This window comes from Mesorhizobium sp. (genome assembly GCF_017306585.1).
Classification (GTDB): Bacteria; Pseudomonadota; Alphaproteobacteria; order Rhizobiales; family Rhizobiaceae; genus Mesorhizobium.
The window spans coordinates 24,819-43,968 of sequence record NZ_JAFKIC010000137.1; the positions used below are offsets into that span (position 1 = coordinate 24,819).

At 64.2% G+C, this 19,150-nt stretch carries 17 protein-coding genes; 2 read left to right on the forward strand and 15 right to left on the reverse strand.

Annotated features, from left to right (window positions below; genetic code table 11):
• Positions 1-33 precede the first annotated feature (33 nt).
• Positions 34-1,854 carry an autotransporter domain-containing protein gene (locus J0I79_RS14045; RefSeq protein ID WP_292859312.1) on the reverse strand — a complete coding sequence of 607 codons (1,821 nt, stop codon included), beginning with the start codon at positions 1,852-1,854 and terminating at the stop codon, positions 34-36.
• Between the two features lie 356 nt (positions 1,855-2,210).
• On the opposite strand from J0I79_RS14045, the gene J0I79_RS14050 reads away from it, so the two are divergent.
• A complete protein-coding gene (locus J0I79_RS14050) occupies positions 2,211-2,945 on the forward strand; it encodes a FadR/GntR family transcriptional regulator (protein ID WP_292859315.1) in 735 nt (244 codons plus the stop codon).
• Between the two features lie 34 nt (positions 2,946-2,979).
• On the opposite strand, the gene J0I79_RS14055 is transcribed toward J0I79_RS14050, so the two are convergent.
• Genes J0I79_RS14055 through J0I79_RS14065 form a run of 3 tightly spaced genes read right to left on the reverse strand, consistent with a single transcriptional unit; the run spans position 2,980 to position 5,010 of the window.
• Positions 2,980-3,423 (reverse strand): RpiB/LacA/LacB family sugar-phosphate isomerase, encoded by a 444-nt coding sequence (locus tag J0I79_RS14055; protein ID WP_292859365.1) that lies wholly within the window; start codon positions 3,421-3,423, stop codon positions 2,980-2,982.
• A gap of 39 nt (positions 3,424-3,462) precedes the next feature.
• Positions 3,463-4,221, reverse strand: coding sequence for a triose-phosphate isomerase (locus tag J0I79_RS14060; protein WP_292859318.1), 759 nt, complete (start codon positions 4,219-4,221; stop codon positions 3,463-3,465).
• 18 nt (positions 4,222-4,239) lie between these two features.
• On the reverse strand, positions 4,240-5,010 hold the full coding sequence (locus J0I79_RS14065; protein ID WP_292859321.1) for a DeoR/GlpR family DNA-binding transcription regulator: 771 nt from the start codon (positions 5,008-5,010) through the stop codon (positions 4,240-4,242).
• Between the two features lie 264 nt (positions 5,011-5,274).
• Here J0I79_RS14065 and fba point away from each other — a divergent pair, with 264 nt between their 5' ends.
• Entirely contained in the window at positions 5,275-6,339 is a 1,065-nt protein-coding gene (gene fba / locus J0I79_RS14070; RefSeq protein ID WP_140816912.1) for a class II fructose-bisphosphate aldolase, read from the forward strand.
• Positions 6,340-6,398: 59 nt separating this feature from the next.
• Here fba and J0I79_RS14075 read toward each other — a convergent pair whose 3' ends face one another.
• From J0I79_RS14075 to J0I79_RS14125, 11 genes are all read right to left on the reverse strand, one after another.
• Positions 6,399-7,340, reverse strand: coding sequence for a TIM barrel protein (locus J0I79_RS14075; RefSeq protein ID WP_292859330.1), 942 nt, complete (start codon positions 7,338-7,340; stop codon positions 6,399-6,401).
• Positions 7,341-7,388: 48 nt separating this feature from the next.
• Complete coding sequence (locus tag J0I79_RS14080) at positions 7,389-8,447, reverse strand: class II aldolase/adducin family protein (RefSeq protein ID WP_292859333.1); 1,059 nt, start codon at positions 8,445-8,447, stop codon at positions 7,389-7,391.
• The gene (locus tag J0I79_RS14085; RefSeq protein ID WP_292859336.1) at positions 8,447-9,964 is read right to left on the reverse strand and encodes a glycerol-3-phosphate dehydrogenase; all 1,518 of its coding nucleotides are present in this window, start codon (positions 9,962-9,964) and stop codon (positions 8,447-8,449) included. Before J0I79_RS14085 ends, J0I79_RS14080 begins: the two co-directional genes overlap by 1 nt.
• A gap of 46 nt (positions 9,965-10,010) precedes the next feature.
• Positions 10,011-11,051 (reverse strand): 2-hydroxyacid dehydrogenase, encoded by a 1,041-nt coding sequence (locus J0I79_RS14090; protein ID WP_292859340.1) that lies wholly within the window; start codon positions 11,049-11,051, stop codon positions 10,011-10,013.
• 10 nt (positions 11,052-11,061) lie between these two features.
• Positions 11,062-12,615: an FGGY-family carbohydrate kinase gene (locus J0I79_RS14095; RefSeq protein WP_292859343.1), complete on the reverse strand. Its 1,554-nt coding sequence runs from the start codon at positions 12,613-12,615 to the stop codon at positions 11,062-11,064.
• Positions 12,615-13,739, reverse strand: coding sequence for an ABC transporter ATP-binding protein (locus tag J0I79_RS14100; protein WP_292859346.1), 1,125 nt, complete (start codon positions 13,737-13,739; stop codon positions 12,615-12,617). Before J0I79_RS14100 ends, J0I79_RS14095 begins: the two co-directional genes overlap by 1 nt.
• Positions 13,736-14,854: an ABC transporter ATP-binding protein gene (locus J0I79_RS14105; protein ID WP_292859349.1), complete on the reverse strand. Its 1,119-nt coding sequence runs from the start codon at positions 14,852-14,854 to the stop codon at positions 13,736-13,738. The genes J0I79_RS14100 and J0I79_RS14105 overlap by 4 nt, the downstream gene beginning before the upstream one ends.
• Before the next feature lie 2 nt (positions 14,855-14,856).
• Positions 14,857-15,714 (reverse strand): carbohydrate ABC transporter permease, encoded by an 858-nt coding sequence (locus J0I79_RS14110; protein WP_292859352.1) that lies wholly within the window; start codon positions 15,712-15,714, stop codon positions 14,857-14,859.
• Positions 15,715-15,723: 9 nt separating this feature from the next.
• Positions 15,724-16,647 carry a sugar ABC transporter permease gene (locus J0I79_RS14115; protein WP_292859355.1) on the reverse strand — a complete coding sequence of 308 codons (924 nt, stop codon included), beginning with the start codon at positions 16,645-16,647 and terminating at the stop codon, positions 15,724-15,726.
• Between the two features lie 180 nt (positions 16,648-16,827).
• Positions 16,828-18,273 carry an extracellular solute-binding protein gene (locus tag J0I79_RS14120; RefSeq protein ID WP_292859359.1) on the reverse strand — a complete coding sequence of 482 codons (1,446 nt, stop codon included), beginning with the start codon at positions 18,271-18,273 and terminating at the stop codon, positions 16,828-16,830.
• Positions 18,274-18,318: 45 nt separating this feature from the next.
• On the reverse strand, positions 18,319-19,150 hold an 832-nt coding region (locus J0I79_RS14125), incomplete at its 5' end, for a sugar-binding transcriptional regulator (protein WP_292859362.1).

Consider the following 19,150-nt stretch of genomic DNA (forward strand, 5'->3'; position numbering starts at 1 on the left):
ACCCGATGAACGCACGGCCGCGCCGGTGATCACCTACAGCTTCAGATCGAAGTTGATCTTGAAGACATGCCCGTCGGTCCCCTTGGCGATCTGGCCGGAATAGGCCGCGCCCAGCGTGGCATTGGGCGACAGCAGAACATCGAAGCCGGCTTCGACCGCCAGCGCATCGCGGGCGATCGGCACGCCCGAAATGGTGAAGGACGCTCCGGTGTTGAAGGCAAGGTCGGAAGTCGGGCCGACATCGCCATAGGCATGCTGCCAACCCAGCATGCCATGCAGGGCGGCTTTCGTCGCACCAGTGTCGAACTGGGTCGAAGCGCGAACGCCGAACGTCGAGAAGGTGTTCTGGGTCGTCATCGCCTGGGCCGTCAGCGCGGATGTCGTACCGCCGGTCTCGGCGAAGCCGTCGGTCTTCAGATTGACATAGGCGAGGTTGGCGAAGGGTTCGAAGGCGTTGCGGCCGAGATCGATCCGGTAAGCCAGTTCGCTGAAGGCCTGGGCCGTCGCCGCATTGTAATTGGCGGAAAGCTGTTCGCTGAAGGCAGGGAAGACGACGTTGCGCCTGGTGTCGATATTATGCCAGCCATAGATCGCCCCGGCGCGGAAGCCGAGCTGTCCCAACTGCGTACCGGCATAGACGCCGAGATTATAATTGTCGCTCGAACCGGACGAAGCACGATCGGAGACATCGAAGCTGGAATGGCTGTAGCCGCCCAGCACGCCAAGCCGCCAGTCGCCCACTGGCATATCGGCGCCGCCAACGAATCCGGCGGTGTTGCGGCCGAAGGCGGCGGCATCGCCGACGCCATCCGCCTTGCCGGTCATCGCAAGCGCCTCACTCCAGATCACGATGCCGTCGGCATTGGCGGAACCGGCATGAATGCCGCCTGCGTCGATGCTGGCGGTCGTCAGGACCGGGGCGGAGACCGCGTCGAAGGCGGATTGCAGCCGGCGGTTCGCCGCATCCCGCGCGAAGCGGCTGTCCTCGACAAGCGCGCCGTTGATGTCGGCGTGGATTTCGCCGGAAAGCGCATTCCCGTAGGGGCGCAGATAGCGGTAGAAGCCGACCGCCTCGACGTTCGGGTCCGTCTCCAGCGGTTCCCGGTTGAGGATGTACATCGACCAGCCATCCTTCGTCTGGTTGAAGGAAAGCCCTTCGACTTCCTGCTCGCGGTCGAGTTTCAGATTGCCGAGGATCTCGACCTCGCCGGTCTTGAGGTTCGCCCGGTAGATGAGCTTCTCGTCATTGTCGGTGGAGAAATACATCCAGCCGTCGAGGAGTTTGCCGCCCTGCGCCTGATCGATGGTCTGCGTCAGCGGGATGTATTCCTTGAAGCTCCAGTCCGACAAATTGTAGACGGCGATCTCGGTCGCGTTTTCATAGGCCATGCCATAGCCGAGGCCGTTCTTGGCGTCGACAGCGACCCAGCTGGCGACGTCATGGGTGCCATGGGGCGGATTGAGCGAAAAAGCCTGGCCGGTAAAGCTCATATCACTCGCGCGATAAACCGCGAAAACCGGGTGGTCATATTTGCCCCCGGTGATCGGATCGCGCTTGCTCGTGTCCAGCGAAATGTAGAGGAGCCCGTCGGCATAGTCGATGTCGCCAATATGGTTCAGCCCTAGGCTGGAGAATTCAGACGGAAGCTGGAGAGCGAGCGGGATGGCCGGCGAGACAGTCAATGACGGGTTATAGTTCTTGTCGGTACGCTCGAGGATATTGGTACCGGAAAAGTACCAGTTCGTGCCGTCCGTGGTCACGCCCTGCTGCTTCGAATTTATGGCGCTGCCGGTGAAGGTGGTCTTCTCGACCATGATCCAGGGTTCGACGGCAAACGCGGGCACCGATGTCATGAGAAGGGCGCTTGACAGCAAGACGCAGGAGGTCATGGTTTTCGGAATGCAGGCCGCGCGCATAAGAGCGGCTTTGCTGATCTGATCAATCATTTTGTGAGGCATTTTCTGGCGCGTTCCTGTTGGTGTGTATGATCGACGGCTCGACGCGCACGCCATCGGCCAACGACGGCGATGCGCCGTCGGCGATGGCAAGATTCGAGATTTTGTGGCTCTTCGGCTCTTATCCGCGCTGTGGTTCGTCGATCGCTCTGGCGGGAGGGTCAACGATGTGCTCACTAGGGTGGGCACGTGACAATCGTATGAATAATGGGAATAGTATGAAGATTCCGACTGCCTTTCCCCGAGCATCCCGGATGGCGTCGCGCATGGCCGGCGCCTCCTATTCCGGCCTTCACGCCAGACTGCTCAACGAGATCGGTCTCAGCATCGTACGCGGTGAGCTCACGCCGGGCGACCAGTTGCCCAATGGCGACGACTGGAGCGCCTCCTATGGCGCGAGCCGCACCGGCCTGCGCGAGGTCGTCAAGGTTCTGGCGGGCAAGGGCATGGTGGAAATGCGTCCCCGCACCGGGACCAGGGTGCGCCCGCGCAAGGACTGGAATTTTCTCGATCCGGATGTGCTGTTGTGGCGTTTCGGCTCAAGAACGACGGCGGAGGAGGCCCGCTCGCTGTTCGAGCTTCGCCGCGCCATCGAGCCGACGGCCGGAGCCCTGGCGGCTGAGCGCGCCAGTCCCGAAGAGATCGCCGAATTGCGGGCGATCCTTGAAGAGATGGAAAAGGCCGGCGACGACGGCGAGCGCTTCGCGATACCGGATCTGGCATTCCACCAGGCGATCCTGCACATGTCGGGCAACGAGTTGATCGGTTCGCTCGCCGCCTTGATCGAAACCGCCCTGGTGATCAGCTTCCGGCTTTCGGACGACAATCCGGCTGGACAGCGCCACTCGCTGGGACTGCACCGGCGGATTGTCGAGACCATCGAAAACCGCGATCCGGCGGCCACCAGCAAACTGTTGGTCGATCTGCTGGACGACGCGGAGGAGGATGTTCGGCGTTCCCTGGCCGCCAGACTCGGCAGGCAGAAATAAACGCGCGGCTACGCCGCGGACCCGGCCTGAGAAATCAGGCGGGTTTTGCGGCGTCGAGCTTGTTGATCGCCTGGACATTTCCGGCTGACGGACCTTTTTCATCGAACTCGGAAGCAAGCCAGGTGTCGACGATCGCCTTTGCCAGTTCCGGGCCGATGACGCGTGCGCCCATGGTGATGATCTGCGCGTTGTTGGATTTCGCGGCGCGTTCGGCCGAATAGGTGTCGTGGGTGAGTGCCGCGCGGATGCCCGGCACCTTGTTGGCCGAGATCGAAACGCCGATGCCGGTGCCGCAGAACAGGATGCCGCGATCGTTCTCGCCGTCGACGATCGTCTGGGCGAGTTTTTGCGACAGGTCGGCATAGAAGCCGGACTGGCTGAGGTCGCTGACGACGAGGCCGGGCTTGCCGGCGAGATGGGCTGAAATGACATCGAGCAGCGGCTTGCCGGCGCTGTCGGCTCCAATGGCTATTTTCATGGTCATGGTCCTTCCTGGATGCGTTTGGATGCGTTCGTTTCAGATCGCCGCCGAGGCGCGGCGCAGGATGTCGATGTAGCCCTCGGCCTGCCAGGCGGAGCGACCGATGAAAAGGCCGTCGACATGGGGTTGGCCGATCAGTTCGGCGACGTTGCCGGGATTGACGCTGCCGCCGTAGAGCACTGGTGGCACGGATGGCAGCAGGCCGCCGGCCACCTTCTTGATCAGCGCCTGCTGCCTATCGGCATAGTCCGAGCTGGCCGGAATACCCTTGTCGCCGATCGCCCAGACCGGCTCATAGGCGAACAGTATCCTTGCACCCCTCGCCTCGCCTTCGAGGAATTGTAAAGCACCTTCAACCTGGCTGGTCAGCACAGCATCTGCCTTGCCGCTTTCGCGCTCGGCCAGCGTCTCACCGACACAGATCAGCGGTATCAATCCGTGTCTGACGGCTGCCGCCGTCTTCAGGCCAACCGTGCGGTCGCTCTCGCCGAAATGCTCGCGCCGTTCGCTGTGGCCGAGCTCGACCAGATCGAGGCCACAGTCCGTGAGCATCACTGGAGAAACCTCGCCGGTCCAGGCGCCGGCATCGGCCCAATGCATGTTCTGGGCGCCGACCTTGATCCGCGTCGCCGACAGCGCCTGCTTGACCTGGCGCACCGCCGTGAAAGAGGGGATGACGAAAGGCTGGATACGGTCGTCAAATCCGGGGACGAAACCGGCCAGGGCTTCGGCGAAATCGAGCGCCTCGGCGAGCGTCTTGTTCATCTTCCAGCTTGTACCGACCCAGTAAACCACGCGTACTCTCCCTGACCCTCAATCGCTGCTGCCGACCACCCTCAGCGACACCCCGGCCGCATCCAGCGCCGCGCGCATCCCGGCTTCGGGCTCGCGGCCGGTGAAGACGGTGTCGAACGCCTTGAGATCGGTCAGGAAATGCAGCGCCGTGCGGCCGAACTTGCCATGGTCGACCAGCAGATATTTGCGGGTCGCCGCGGCCATCATCAGCCGCTTGCTCTGCACCACCTCCTGATCCTGATGGAAAGCGGAGGCGCCGTGGATGGCGGATGAGGACAGAAAGGCGACATCGGCGCGCAGCGACCGCAGCGACGCCTCGGCCAGCAGGCCGAAGAAGCCGTGAAACTTCTTGCTGTACTGGCCGCCGAGCGCGATCAGGTTGATGCCACCGGCACTTGCCAGGTCGTCGATGACGGCCAGATTGTTGGAGATGACCGTCAGCGGCCTCAGATCCGCCAGATGCCGCGCGATCCCGCCCGCCGTCGAGCCGTCGTCGATGATGACGGTCTGGCCTGGTTCGACCATGGCGACGGCCGCCGCCGCCAGGCGCTGCTTCTCCTCCGTTGCCTGCTTCTGCCGGTAGCGGAAATCACTTTCGAAGAGACCGCTCGGCTGGATCGAGGCGCCGCCGCGCACCTTGCGCAGGAAGCCGCTCTCCTCGAGCTCATCGAGATCGCGATGCACGGTCATCCTGGAAATGCCGAAGCGCGAGGCAAGATCGTCGACGCTCGCCGCGCCGGCGTCCATCAGGAAGTCCATGATGCCTTGCCGCCTGGTATCGCTTTTCATCGCCGCCGATCGCCGATTGGCTCCTTGACCAGCCCCAGGATGTAACAGAAATCATCGCAAAAGTATCAGTTTTTTTGTTATAATGAGATAACTTCCTGGGATATCAGGCCGCATCATATCGCGGCGCTGTAACAAGAATTGCTGCCGGGACGGTCTGTCGCGGTTGCGGTCGGGCGCAATTCCGGCCAGAAGCATGGATGGGACCGACCGGTGCGCGGGCGGCCCGCAACCACAGGCTTTGAAACAGATACGGGAGACTATTCGTTGGCTCGCATCACTCTGAGACAATTGCTCGATCACGCCGCCGAACATGGCTATGGCGTGCCGGCCTTCAACATGAACAACATGGAACAGGGCCTCGCCATCATGGAAGCTGCCGAGGAGACCAAGTCGCCGGTCATCCTGCAGGCGAGCCGCGGCGCGCGCGCCTATGCCAATGACGTGGTGCTGGCCAAGCTGATCGACGCGCTGGTCGAGATTCATCCCGACATCCCGGTCTGCATGCATCTCGACCACGGCAACAACGAAGCCACCTGCGTCACCGCGATCCAGTACGGCTTCACCTCGGTGATGATGGATGGCTCGCTGAAGGAGGACGGCAAGTCGCCGGCCGACTACGCCTATAATTCCGGCATCACCCGCCGCGTCGTCGACATGGCGCATTGGGGCGGCGTGTCGGTGGAAGGCGAGATCGGCGTGCTGGGGTCGCTCGAGAGCGGCGGCGGCGAACAGGAGGACGGCCACGGCGTCGAGGGCGCCATCAGCCACGACCAATTGCTGACCGATCCCGAACAGGCGGTGCAATTCGTCAAGGACACGCATGTCGATGCGCTGGCGGTGGCCATGGGCACCAGCCACGGCGCCTACAAATTCTCGCGCAAGCCCGATGGCGCGGTGCTGGCCATGAACGTCATCGAGGAGATCCACCGCCGCCTGCCCAACATGCACCTGGTCATGCACGGTTCGTCTTCGGTGCCGGAGGACCTGCAGGAGATCATCAACAAATATGGCGGCCAGATGAAGCCGACCTGGGGCGTGCCGGTGGAGGAAATCCAGCGCGGCATCAAGCATGGCGTGCGCAAGATCAACATCGATACCGACAACCGCATGGCGCTGACCGGAGCGATCCGCAAGGTGCTGACCGAGAACCCCTCGGAGTTCGATCCGCGCAAGTACCTGACGCCGGCCATGGCTGCGATGAGGAAGCTCTGCAAGCAGCGTTTCGAGGAGTTCGGCACCGCTGGCAATGCGCAGAAGATCAAGCCGCTGCCGGTGTCGGAAATGGCCAAGCGCTACAAGTCGGGCAGTCTCGATCCCAAGTTCGGCTGAGTTCGGCCGCTTCCAGCGAGCGTTCAAAGGGCGGGAGCCGCATCGGCACCCGCCCTTTTCTATCCGGCTTTCGGCAGAAGGCCGGGCCTGCCCGTATCGATGAACGGCGCCCAGTAGTCCACCGATTCACGGATCATGGCGACGACCTGGTGGTCGACCGGCTCGCGCTCGCGAAACGACAGTTCCAGGCAGATCTCGTTATCGGTGCCGCCGCCGCGCCGCACAGTTTCCAGCAGCTTTTGCGGCGTGATGCGGCCGTCCTTGTTGTGAGCCGACGTGAACGGCCAGTGGCCGCCCTTGTTCATCGACGACTGCTTGATATGGATGATCGGCGACTTCAGCGGGAAAGCCTCGGCCCAGGCATAGGGATCGATGTCGGCCGGATTGCTTGATGTGACGTCGCCATGATCGATGTCGACCATCATCTCCAGCGGAATGGCCATGCCGGCCGCATCGATCGCGCCCTGCAGCTGGCGGCAGTTCTCGATCGTGTGGCCGAATTCGCGGCCGACAGACATCGGTTCCCAGAACAGATAGCTCAGGCCGGCCGCCCGGGCGTGCTCGGCGACCTCGCCCCAGCAGCTCAGCGCGATGTCGAACAGGCGCGCGCGGCGCGACGGATCGTCATAATCCTGGTGGGTGAAGATGGCGAACTGCGTGCCCATGCCGCTGGCGCCGAGTTCGGCCGAAATGTCGGCGAAGGTCTTGAACCAGTCGACATAGTAGCGGCGCACATCGGCGTCGGGATGGCCGAAATGGTTGAGACGGCCATAAGGGCCGGTCATGCCCGAGGTGATGCGTACGCCGGTGCGCTGCAAGGCGCCCCGAAACAGGCGGATGAACTTGACGATGGTGGCCGCCGGCCAGCCCGGATTGACGAATTCATGCGTAAGCTGAACGTCTCTGATGCCGATATCATAGGCAATCGTGTCGATCAGATCGTCCGGCGCGGCAAAGCGGTTGACCAGCGGATTGGTGTTGAGGGAGAGCGTGAAGGCCAAACCGCTATCCCTCCCGGCGCCATGACGTGGCGATGAAGAGGACGCCGTTCATTGCAGCGTCGCCTCCTCGCGATTGAGCTGCTGGCGGTATTTTTCGGCATCCCAGTCCAGCAATTCGGCGTTCTCGTTCGGGCTGAGATAGTTGACACGCGCCGCCTCGTCGACGCGCGCGGTGACGTCGGCCAGGCAGCGCGCCATGGCCTCCGCGCCGGCATTGGCGTCGCGGCGCATCAGCACGCCCTTGCCGGGAAAGAGGATGGATGTCGGCGCCGCAGTGGTGCGGGCAACGACGTCAGCCGCGTTTTCGCCCGGGCCGGCGATTACCGAGCCGACGCCAAGGAAGATCACATGATCCGGATAGAGGCTGCCGGAAGCGGCGATACGGCAGCTGGCGAGATCGGTCGCGACGGCATGCGCGGCCGCCGAGGCCGGCAGCCGGTAGTCGCTGCCCGCGGCAAGTCTCAGCAGCGCGTCGAGATCGGGCGACGGCGTCGGGCGCGGCCGTCGTGTCAGCAGCCCGGTCACCCTTTGCAAAAGCAGGGCCGCTTCGCCAACCGTGTCGGCAGCGACCACGAGGCCGTGATTGCCGAGAACCAGCACGTCGGTCGCGGGCTTCAGCCGCTCGGCGATCGCCTGCGCCAGCGGCAGGCCGGGCCGGCGATAGGGGACGAAGGCCCAGTCGAGGCCGCGCAGGCGCTCGTCGAGCAGGGCTTCGGCATTGGCCTGCACGGCAATCGAGATCGTCTGGACGCAATGGACGTGGACGACGATCTTCTGCGGCAGCAGCGCGTGCACCGTCGTCTCGATGGACGGCCGCAATTGGCGGGGATTGAGCTCGGCGAGCGTGAACTGCGCCGCCTTCTCCGCCGCCGGGCTCCGCCGCGCGAGCGCATCGAGCAGCGGCGCCAGTGCGACCGGCACCATGATCTCGCTGTCGCCCGCATTCTTCAGCCACGTGCCGGACGCCTTGATCCACAGCACGCCGGCCTGTTTTATCGATGTGTTGCCGCCGGCGCCCTGAACCAGCAGCGGGTCGGCGCCGATGCTGGCCGACAGGCACCGCAGCATGCGAAATTCGCTGACGCCGGTATCGGTGGGATTAGCCATCAGCCTGCCCTCGCCAGCCGGTTTGCACACCAGTCCTCGAAAGCCATGCGCTCCCCAAAGGACAGATGCAGGCCGTGCTTGGTGCGCCGCTCCAGTATGTCGGCCGATGTCACCGCCCATTCCCGCTCGAAGAGGTAATTGGCCTCGCGCTCGAAGAAGTCCTTGCCGAAACATTGCCCGAGTTCATCGATCGAGCGCGCCGCACCGACCAAGGCCCGCGTCCTTGTGCCGTAGAGCCGGCCGTAGTGTTTGAGCAGCGATGCCGGCATCCACGGATATTCGGCGCCAAGGTCGCCGAGAAACTGCTCGAAATCGGCATTGGCGATGTCTCCGCCAGGCAGATGCGCCTTGGCCGTCCAGGGTTTTCCCATGCGGGGAAAGAAGGGCGCGATCCTGTCCAGCGCGTGCTCGGCCAGTTTGCGGAAAGTGGTGATCTTGCCGCCGAAGACGGAAAGCAGCGGCGCTTGCCCGTCCGGCGCATCGAGTTCGAAGATATAGTCGCGAGTCACCGCGCTTGGGTTGTCGGCATTGTCGTCATAGAGCGGCCTGACGCCGGAGAACGAGTAGACGACATCATCGCGCGCAAGGCCGCGCTTGAAATAGCGGTTGACCACCTTGATCAGGTAGTCGATCTCGCTCTCGTCCGCGCTGACGTCCTCGGGCCGCCCGTCATAGGGGATGTCGGTGGTGCCGATCAGGGCAAGATCGTTCTGGTACGGGTTGATGAAGATGACGCGCTTGTCGCTGTTCTGGATGAGATAGGCCTGCCGGCCCTCCCAGAATTTCGGCACGACGATATGGCTGCCCTTGACGAGGCGGACGTTGCGCCTGGAGTTCTGGCCGGCCACGCGGTTGACGATGTCGTTGACCCAGGGACCGGCCGCGTTGACCAGGGCGCGCGCGCGGACCTCTGTCTTGACGCCGGTCCTGCCGCTGCGCATCTCGACGACCCAAAGCCCGTTCTCGCGGCGCGCGGCCGTGCAAGCGGTGCGGGTGAAAACCTTCGCGCCGCGCTCGGCGGCGTCGAGCGCATTGATGACGACGAGGCGGGCATCATCGACCCAGCAGTCGGAATATTCGAAACCGCGCTTGAAGGCGTCCTTGATCGGCGCACCCTCGGGCGCCGTGCGCAGGTCGAGCGTGCGGGTCGCCGGCAGCCGCCTGCGGCCACCGAGATGGTCGTAGAGAAACAGGCCCAGCCGCACCAGCCAGGCCGGCCGATCATCCGGACTGTGCGGCAGCACGAAGCGCATCGGCCAGATGATGTGTGGCGCCGATTCCAGGAGCACCTCGCGCTCGATCAGCGCCTCGCGCACCAGGCGGAACTCGTAATATTCGAGATAGCGCAGGCCGCCATGGACGAGCTTGCCCGAGCGGGAGCTGGTGCCCTCGGCGAGATCGTCCTTCTCGCACAGGATGACCGAGAGGCCGCGCCCGGCGGCATCGCGCGCTATACCAGCGCCATTGACGCCGCCGCCGATGACGAAGAGGTCGACGATATCACTGCCGCCGTTCATCTGGCCGTTGCCCCGCTGCGGGAGTTGCGCTCCATGGCTGATGCCCTCAGCACGGATTGACCGGCGGCAAGCCGGCGAGATAGCGCCGCACTTCTTCGGCTGCCTGCTCGGCGGCATAGGTCACGGTGCGCACCGAGGCGCCGGCTATGTGCGGCGTCAGCGTCACGTTGGGCAATTGCAGCAGCGGCCAGTCCGACGGCACCGGCTCGACCGCGAAGGTCTCCAGCATGGCGCTGGCGATCTGCCCTGAAACAAGCGCCTCGTAGAGCGCGTCATAGTCGACCAGCGGCCCGCGCGCGGTGTTGACGAAGATGACGCCGGGCTTCATCCGCGCGATCGTGTCCTTGCCGATCAGGCCACGCGTCTCGGCGGTTACGCGCGAGTGCAGCGTCACCACATCGGAGCGGGACAGGAGGTCGTCCAGCGCGACCAGTTCGACACCGGCATTGCGGTCCTCCGCGCTCAACTGCACATAAGGGTCGCAGACGAGCACATGGCAGCCGAAGGCGCGCAGCAGGCGCACCACCTTGGTGCCGATATTGCCGTAGCCGACGACGCCGACGGTCATTTCGCTGAGTTCGCGGCCGGTGCGGTCGGCGCGGTAGAGATCCCCGCGCCATTCGCCCTTACGCAAGGCCTCGTGCCCGACCCGGATCAGCCGAGTCTCGGCCAGGATGGCGCCGATGGTGAACTCGGCCACGGCGGTAGCGTTGCGGCCAGGCACATTGACCACGCCGATGCCGTGCGCCCTGGCCGCTTCCATGTCGATGTTGATCGGGCCGCCGCGCGAAACCGCGACGAGCTTCAGTGTCGACAGGCGTCGCATCATGCCTTCCGAGAGCGGCGCAAGCTGGGTGACAAGGATCTCTGCATCGCCGATGAAATCCACGACCTCATCGGGATGGCCGAAATATTCCTTGATCCTGTCGAGGCCGAGCGCCGGATCGCCGAACTCCATCGGCTCGTCGGGCCAGGCCGTCTGCAATGTCCTGATATCGAGATCGCCAGTCGCGACCTCCTCGATTTTGGCGCGAAACACCTCCGGCAGCATGAACCGGTCGCCAATGATCGCTATCTTCTTACGCATACTCTGCTTCTCAATCTGCCTGCGATGCTGCCATTGAGCGCCACACGGGCCGCAGTGCCTGGTGCGCCAACATGTAGGAGGGGGTCATCCTGTCGTAGATCGCGGCGAGGTCGCGGTCGCTCGGCTCGGCCTCGCCGAGCAAGGGCGTCACCCACTCACCGACGCAGTCGTCCATGGACGCGTACTGGCCGATGCAGACCGCCGCGATCATCGCGGCACCTGCGGCGCCTGCTTCCTCGCGGGCGCTGGTGCGCGTGTCGGCGCCGATGGCGGCGCCGAGGATCTTGCGCAGCGCCGGGCTTCTGGCGGCGCCACCGGTCAGGCGGATTTCGCGCGGCAGCGGCCCCATCGCCGCGTAACAGTCGCGCGCCGCGAACGCCAGGCCCTCGAAGACGGCGCGCACCAGATCGGCATAGCCGTGGCGCGAGGAGATGCCGACGAAACCCGCCCTGGCGTTGGCATCGACGAACGGGCCGCGCTCGCCGGCTTCCGACACATAGGGCTGGTAAAGCAGCGACGCCGGTTGCGAGGCCGATATCCAGGCATCGACCAGTGCGATCATCTCGCCATTGCTGCGGGTTATGCCTTGCGAGGCGAGAATGCCGGAGGCAAGCCCGAGCACCCAGTCGATGTTGAGCGTGGCGGCCATGTTGGACTGCATCTGCGCGAACACGCCGGGCGCCGGCATCGCCATCGTGTAACCGGTCGCCGCCTCGTTGAGCTGCACGTCATCAGGCGTTTCGGCGAGCCGCATGTGCATGCCGGTGGAACCGACGATCGAGCAGCCGGGCTTGCGCTGGCGGTCGAACAGGCCGGCGCCGAGCGCGGTGCAGACGACATCGACATAGCCGAGCACCACCGGCGTGCCGGCAAGCATGCCGGTGACGCCGGCCGCGGCCGCCGACAGTCCGGCGCTGTGACTGGTGCCGTCGGTGATGGGCGGCAAAAGATGCCTCAGATCGCCAACGCCGAGCACGTCGAGCACGTCATCGCAATAGTCGCGGGTGTGGAAATCGCCGAAGGTGAAGGTTCCCTCCGACGGATCGGTGGCGCGCTCGCCGGTCAGCTTGAAATAGAGCCAGTCCTTGCAGTGAAAGGCAGTCGCCGCCTTGCCCAGTATTTCGGGCATGGCGCGCTTCATGAAGACGAATTGCGAGCCCTGCTGGCAGGCGGCGAGCCCGCTGCCGGTCTTTTCGAAACGCAGCCGGTCCTCCGGCCGCGCGCGGATTTCCTCGACCACGGCGGCGGCGCGCGCGTCGAGCCAGAGCCAGCCCTTGGCGACCGGCTCGCCCTTGGCATCGATGAGCCACGTCCCGTCGCCCTGCCCGGTCACGGCGATGGCGGCAGTGCGGCGTGCGAGATCGGGAACCTTGTCGGCGAGCTGGCGCAAGGTGGCTGCGGCATCGGCCCAGGTTCGCGCCAGATTCTGTTCGGCGCCGCCGCCCGGCAGCGTCTCATAGTGGTTCGGCAGCGCTGCGGCGGCGATCTGCCGGCCAGCCAGGTCGAAAGCGATCGACTTGATAACCGAAGTGCCGGCGTCGATGCCGATGAGCAGATCTCGCATCACGCAAGCTCCATGCCGTGCGAGATCGCCATGCCGCTTGCTTGATCGAAGACATGCAGGTTCTTCGGGTCGATGCTGACATTGATCGGCGCGCCGAGATCGAGGCGGGTGCGGTCATGCTCGACCAGCACCAGCGAACCGCCGGCAAAGTCCGCCGCGATGTGGGTCTGGTCGCCGAGCCACTGATTGGCGGAGACCCTTGCCGGAACACCGTCCTTCGAGCGCCGGACCGCATAGGGCCTGATGCCGATCATGACCCGATCGCGGCTGAGCAGTTGATCACGGACCGGGGCGCTGAAGGCATCCTTGTCGTAGTCGAGCGACAGGCCGTCGGGAAGCTTGAGGCTGATCTTGCCTGGAGCGGCCGCAACGAAGGCCTCGAAGACGTTCATCGGCGGCTCGCCGACGAACGTGCCGGTGAACAGGTTCGCCGGCCGCTCCTTGATCCGGTCCGGCGTGTCGAACTGCTGCAGCACGCCGCCTTCCATGACGGCGATGCGGTCGGCGAGCGCATTGGCCTCGGTCTGGTCGTGGGTGACCAGGATGGCGGTCAGGCCGCGCTCCTTGATGAAATGCTTGATGCGGCCGCGCAGCACGGCGCGAAGCTGCGGCTCGAGCTGCCCCATCGGTTCATCCAGGAGATGCAGGTCGGCGTCGCGGATCAACGCCCGTCCGAGACTGGCGCGTTGCTGCTGGCCACCGGAGATGGAGCTGGGATAGCGCTCCAGTATGTCTTCGATCTCGAGCAGCTTGGCGATGCTGGCGACCTTGGCGTCGACTTCGCTCTTGGCCAGCCGGGCGGCTTTCAGGGCAAAGGCCATGTTTTCGCGCACGGTCAGCGGTGGGTAGAGCGAATAGCCCTCGAAGGCCATCGCGACGTTGCGCTTCACCGGCGGCAAGGTGTGAACCTGGCGGCCGCCGACCGAAATGGCGCCGCGCGAAACCTCCTCGAAGCCGGCGATCATGCGCAGCGTCGAGGTCTTGCCGCAGCCAGAGGAGCCAAGCAGCGCCACGATCTCGCCCCTGGCGATTTCCATCGTCAACTTCTTGACGGCGTGGACGCCCCGATCGATCGGGCCATAGAACTTGTCGACTTCAGATATTGTGAGTGCGCTTGGGCTCATGCCGCTTCTCCGTTGCGCAGCTTGACGACAGTCTTCGCGCCAATGCGCTCGCCGCTCGCATGATCGAACAGCAAGGCGCTCTTGCCGTCGACGGCGATATGCGCCCTGCCCTCATTGCGGCCGGGCGTGCCGGCCGGCCGGGAGACCAGGATTTCGCGGCCGCGCACGGTGCGCACCAGGGTGACGATCTTTTCGTTGAGCGGCGTTTCGGCCTCGACGGTCACCGGTATGGCGCCGGGTTGATTGTCGGCAACGAAGTGCAGCGATTCGGGCCTGAGCCCGATGACGCAGTCGCGGCCGATGGCGGTCTCGGGCGCTTCGGCGAGATGGACCTGGACATTGGACAGGCCGACATAGATCCCCCGGGCATCCCGTGCTGGCTTGACGTCAAGCAGGTTGATCGTTGGATCGCCAAACGGCCGCGCGATCTCGATATTGGCCGGCTCGCGGTAGATCTGCTCGGGCGTGCCGAGCTGCCGGATGACGCCTTGCGACATCACCGCGATCCGGTCGCCGAGCGCCATGGCTTCCTTGTAGTCCTGGGTGACATAGACGACGGTCGCGCCGCGATCTGCGAGCAGCCTCGGCAGTTCCAGCCGCATCTCGAAGCGCAGCTTGGCATCGACGTTGCGCAAGGGATCGTCGAGCAGGAGCAGCGGCGGCGAGCCGACAAGCGCGCGGGCAAGCGCGGTGCGCTGCTTCTGGCCGTTGGAGAGCGCGCGCGGCTTGTGGGAGAGCACATGGGCGATCTTCAACAGCTTGGCGACGCTATCGACGCCGGCCTTGATCGCGCCCTGCGAGGACCGCTTGGCTTCCAGCGGGGTGGCGATGTTGTCGAACGCGCTCATATGCGGAAACAGTGCAAAGTTCTGGAAGGCCATGCCGACACCGCGAAATTCCGCGTCGACATCCGTCATGTCATCGCCGCCGATGAGTATTTTCCCCTCGTCCGGGTCGATGACGCCGGCAACCAACCTGAGCAGCACCGTCTTGCCGGCTCCGGACGGACCGAACAGCACGAGGGTCTCGCCGTCGGCGACCGTCAGCGACAGATTGTCGAGCACGGTGTGGCTCTTGTAGCGCTTGACGATATTTTTCAGTTCGAGGCTGGCCATGTCTATCCTTTCACCGCGCCGAGCGAGAGGCCTTCGACCAGATAGCGCTGTGCGTAGAGGGCGAGCGCCAGCGTCGGCGTGATCGACAGCACGATGGCCGCCGAAATCTGGCCGTACTGGATGCCCGAGGAGGTGATGAAGGCCAGCGCGCCGACCGTCACCGGCTGCTTGTCGGCCGAGGCGAGCACCAGCGCGAAGACGAAATTGTTCCAGGCGAAGATGAAGGCGAGCAGGCCGGCCGCCGCAATGCCAGGGCCGGCAAGCGGCAGGGCGATCTTGCGGAACGTCGCGAACCAGGAATGGCCGCCGATGCGGTAGGCATATTCGATGTCGGCCGGTATATCCTCGAAATAGCCGCGCACGATCCACAGGATCAGCGGCAGGCAGATCAGCTGGTAGACCCAGATCAGGCCGAAATAGGTGTTGGCCAGCCCAAGCTTCTGGAAATAGAGGGTGAGCGGCAGGAGTACCAGCAGCGCCGGCGCGAACTTGAACGACAGAAGCGTGAAGGCGATGTCCTCCGAGCCCCGGAATTTGTGCCGCGCGAAGGCGTAGGCGGCCGGCACGCCGAGCAGCAGCGAGACCGCGACCGAGGTGACGGACAGGAACACCGAATTCCAGAGGTTGCGCATGAAAGCGATGTCGAGCGTGCCGGCGGCGGTCATCAGCTTGCCGGTGATCAGCGCCGTGTAGTTGGCGAGCGTCGGTTCGAAGATCAGCTGCGGCGGGATGCGCAGGATGGTCTCGTTGGTCTGGAACGACATCATGAAGATCCAGAGGATCGGGAACATGAAGAAGATCACGACCAGCGTCAGCGCGATGCCGCGCAGGATGCGTTCGATGAGGGAAGTGTGTTCCATCGCCGCCTCCTATGCCTGGCCACGGGCGCGTTCGCGCAGCCGCAGCCAGTTCTTGATGAAGATGTTGGAAAGGAAATAGGTGATCGCCCACAGGATGATCATCAGCGCCGCCGAGCGGCCGACATTGGTCGACTGAAAGAAGTTGAGATAGGCCTCGACCTGGAAGACGGTCAGCGTGTCGCCCGGTCCTCCTTGCGTCATGGCATAGATGATGTCGAACTGCTGGATGGAATCGAGCAGCCGAAACAAGGTCGCCGTCAGGATGTAGGGCGTCAGCATCGGCAGCGTGATGCGGAAAAAGACGAAGCTCCTCGGCACACCATCGAGCGCGGCCGCCTCGAAGGGCTGCGTCGGCAGGCTGCGCAGGCCGGCAAGCAGCAGGATCATGATGAAGGGCGTGTAGACCCAGATATCGACCAGCACCACGGTGAACAGCGCCGTCGACGGCGACGAGGCCCAGCGGAAATCATGCAGCCCGATCAGGCTGGCGAGATAGCTGAGCACACCGAAGCCGGGGTTGGTCATCAGCTTCCACATCAGCGCGGCAAGTGCTGGCGCCGTCATCAGCGGCATCAAAAGCATGATCGAAATGAAGTTGTTCAACGTCGAGCGCTTCTGCAGGAGCAAGGCTATGGCGAGGCCGAGAAGCAGTTCCAGCACGACAGTGGTGCCGGCATAGAGCAGCGATACCTTGAGCGTGTTCCAGAACTTCGGGTCGGTGAAGAACGAAATGTAATTGTCGCCCCAATTGAACTGCCGCGCCCAGGGCTGGCTTAGCCTGTAGCGCTGGAACGAATAGACGACCGACGTCAGGAACGGGATCAGGATACCGATGCAGACAAGCAAGGCCGGCAGGCTGAGCACATAAGGCAGCACCCGCTTGCTGATCCTGAAGCCGGACGGCCCGGCCCTGTGGGTTGTTGCGGCAGTCATCCGCTGCTCCGTGATCCCTGTTGTCCCGCCCGGCCGGCCGCCTGAGGGAGCCAGGCGGCCGGGGGGCGAATTGGCGGCGCTTCGGGCAACGGGTTTACCCCTTGCTCCAGACGCCGCGTCGCAGACGTGAAATGGCTGGTTGGGCTGGCCCGCCGGAGCAGGCCAGCATCCGGTCCGGGCCTAACCGAGCCCGGCTTCCTTGAGCTGGCCGTTGATGCTCTCGGCCAGCTTGTCGAGACCCTCGTCAACCGGCAATTCCTTGGCAACCATCTTCTGCAGCGTCGCCGCCCATTCGGTGGTGAGGTCGAAGAACAGCGGCTGCGCGGTGAACTTGATCGAGGCGCCGGCGGCCGAGGCGTCGAACATCTCGACATAGCCCGGATAGCTCTTGTTCAGCTTCTGGCGGAACATTTCGTCCTTCCACACCGACTGGCGGACGGGATCGACGAAATCCATCTTGGTGGCGCCGAACAGGCCGTGCTCGGGGCCCGAGGCCCATTGCAGGAAGTACCAGGTCGCGTCCTTGTCCTTGGAGAAGTTGGACATCGCCAGCGACCAGATCCAGATGTTGGGCGTCGAGGCCTTGGCCTCGGGATTGGCGGTGAAGGCGGCATAGGCGAGCTTGCCGGCCATCTTGTTGTCGCCGCCGTTCATGAAGTAGCCGAGGCAGTCGGCGTCGAAGATCATCGCCGAAGCGCCGGCGCCGAGATCGGTGCCGACCTGGTACCAGGTATAGGTCGACCAGTCCTTGGGGCCGCTTTCCTGGATCATCTGCACCCATTTGGCGTGGAAGGCCTTGGAACCGGCCGTGTTCATCGCCGCCGCGAGCTTGCCGTCGGCGGAAACAGTCAGGTCCTTCTCGTTGAAGTTCGAGTAAGCCGACAGGAAGCCCGGATGGATCGTTGCCCAGGAGCGCGAGCCACGCACGCCGATGCCGTAGACACCGCCGCCAATGTCCTTCTGCAGCTTGGCCGCCGTCGCGATCATCTCGTCCATGTTGCCGGGAACGCCGACACCGACCTTGTCGAACATGCCCTTGTTGTAGGTGATGTTGTTCTGCTCGAACGCCCACGGAATGCACCACTGCTTGGCGTCTTCGGAACCCAGCGCCCCACCCGGCTTGCCGTTCCAGGCGCAGGATGATCTCACGCCCGGCAGCATATCGTCCCAGGCATAGTTAGGGTTGGTCTTGGCCGGATCCTTGATCCATTCGTTGAGGTCGGCGATCCAGCCGGCCGGACCATAGGTCCAGGTCATGTAGGCGCCGGTCATGAAGGCATCGTACTCGGGCGAGCTCGCCGAAAGTGCCGCCGTGACCTTGTCGAAATAGACGTCCTCGGGGAACACGTCATAGACGACGTTCATGCCGGTAAGCTGCTTGAAGTTCTCCAGATCGGCGATCATGGCGTCGGCATAGGGATGCTTGTTGAGCAGCAGCTTGATGGTCTTGCCCTTGTGCGCCTTCCAGTCGAAATCGGCGGCGAGCGCGCGGGTCTGCCCGAGATTGAGCAGCGTGCCGGCGGTGCCGGCGGCGAGGCCCATCGCACCCAGGCCCTTGATCAGTCCACGACGGTCGACTTGTCCGCGCAGGAAGGCGTCTATGAGGTCTTTCTCTTTCTCATGCATTTCGTCTTCTCCTCCACAGGGTAGTTTCAACTGAACTGTTGCCGGCTACCCGACCGGCGTCTCTTCCACGAGCAATCGCGCCGTCCGCTCGTCTGTGATCAGCCCCTTGAGATAGCGGCCCTCCAGCACCGACCTGATGGCGCGAACCTTGATCTTGCCGCCGGCGACGGCGACGATCCGGCGGCTGGCTATGTCTTCGCGCGACAGCGCCAGCGCCCGGTCGGAAACGGTGGTGGCGACCGCCTTGCCGGCATCGTCGAAGAAATGGCCGAGCAATTCGCCGACACCGCCATTGCGGCGGATCTCCTCCATCTCGCCCTTCTCGATCATGCCGGTGGCGACCAGCGATGCTTCGCGCTCGGCGGTGCCGACGCCGGCAAACAACAGGTCGGCGGAGCGAGCGAGGTCGAAGACCTCGCTGATGCCTTTCTGGCCGAGCAGCACGGCGCGGTCCTCGGCAGTGTTGGCGAACATCGGCACCGGCATGACATAGGCTTCCGCGCCGGTGCGTTCGGCCAGCCGATGGATCACGTCATGCGGGTTGGCCGAGAACTTTCTCGTCAGGCCGCCCAGTAGCGAAACGAAGCGGATCTTGTCTGTCGAGGTGCGCGGCAGATATTCCACGCAGGCGGCGAGCGTGCGGCCGTGGCCGACGCCGATCAGCGCCTGTTCGCCGCGCTCGATCTCGCGCTTGAGGAACTGCGCGCCGGCAATGCCGAGCGCCTTGAGCGGCAGGTCCTCGGAATCGAAATCCGGAACCACCTCGCAATAGTCGAGACCATAGCGGCGCGACAGCTCGTCCTCGAGCTGGACGCATTCGGAGACTTCACCGTCGATATAGACCTTCACCAACCCTTCCTGGTTGGCCTTGGTGATG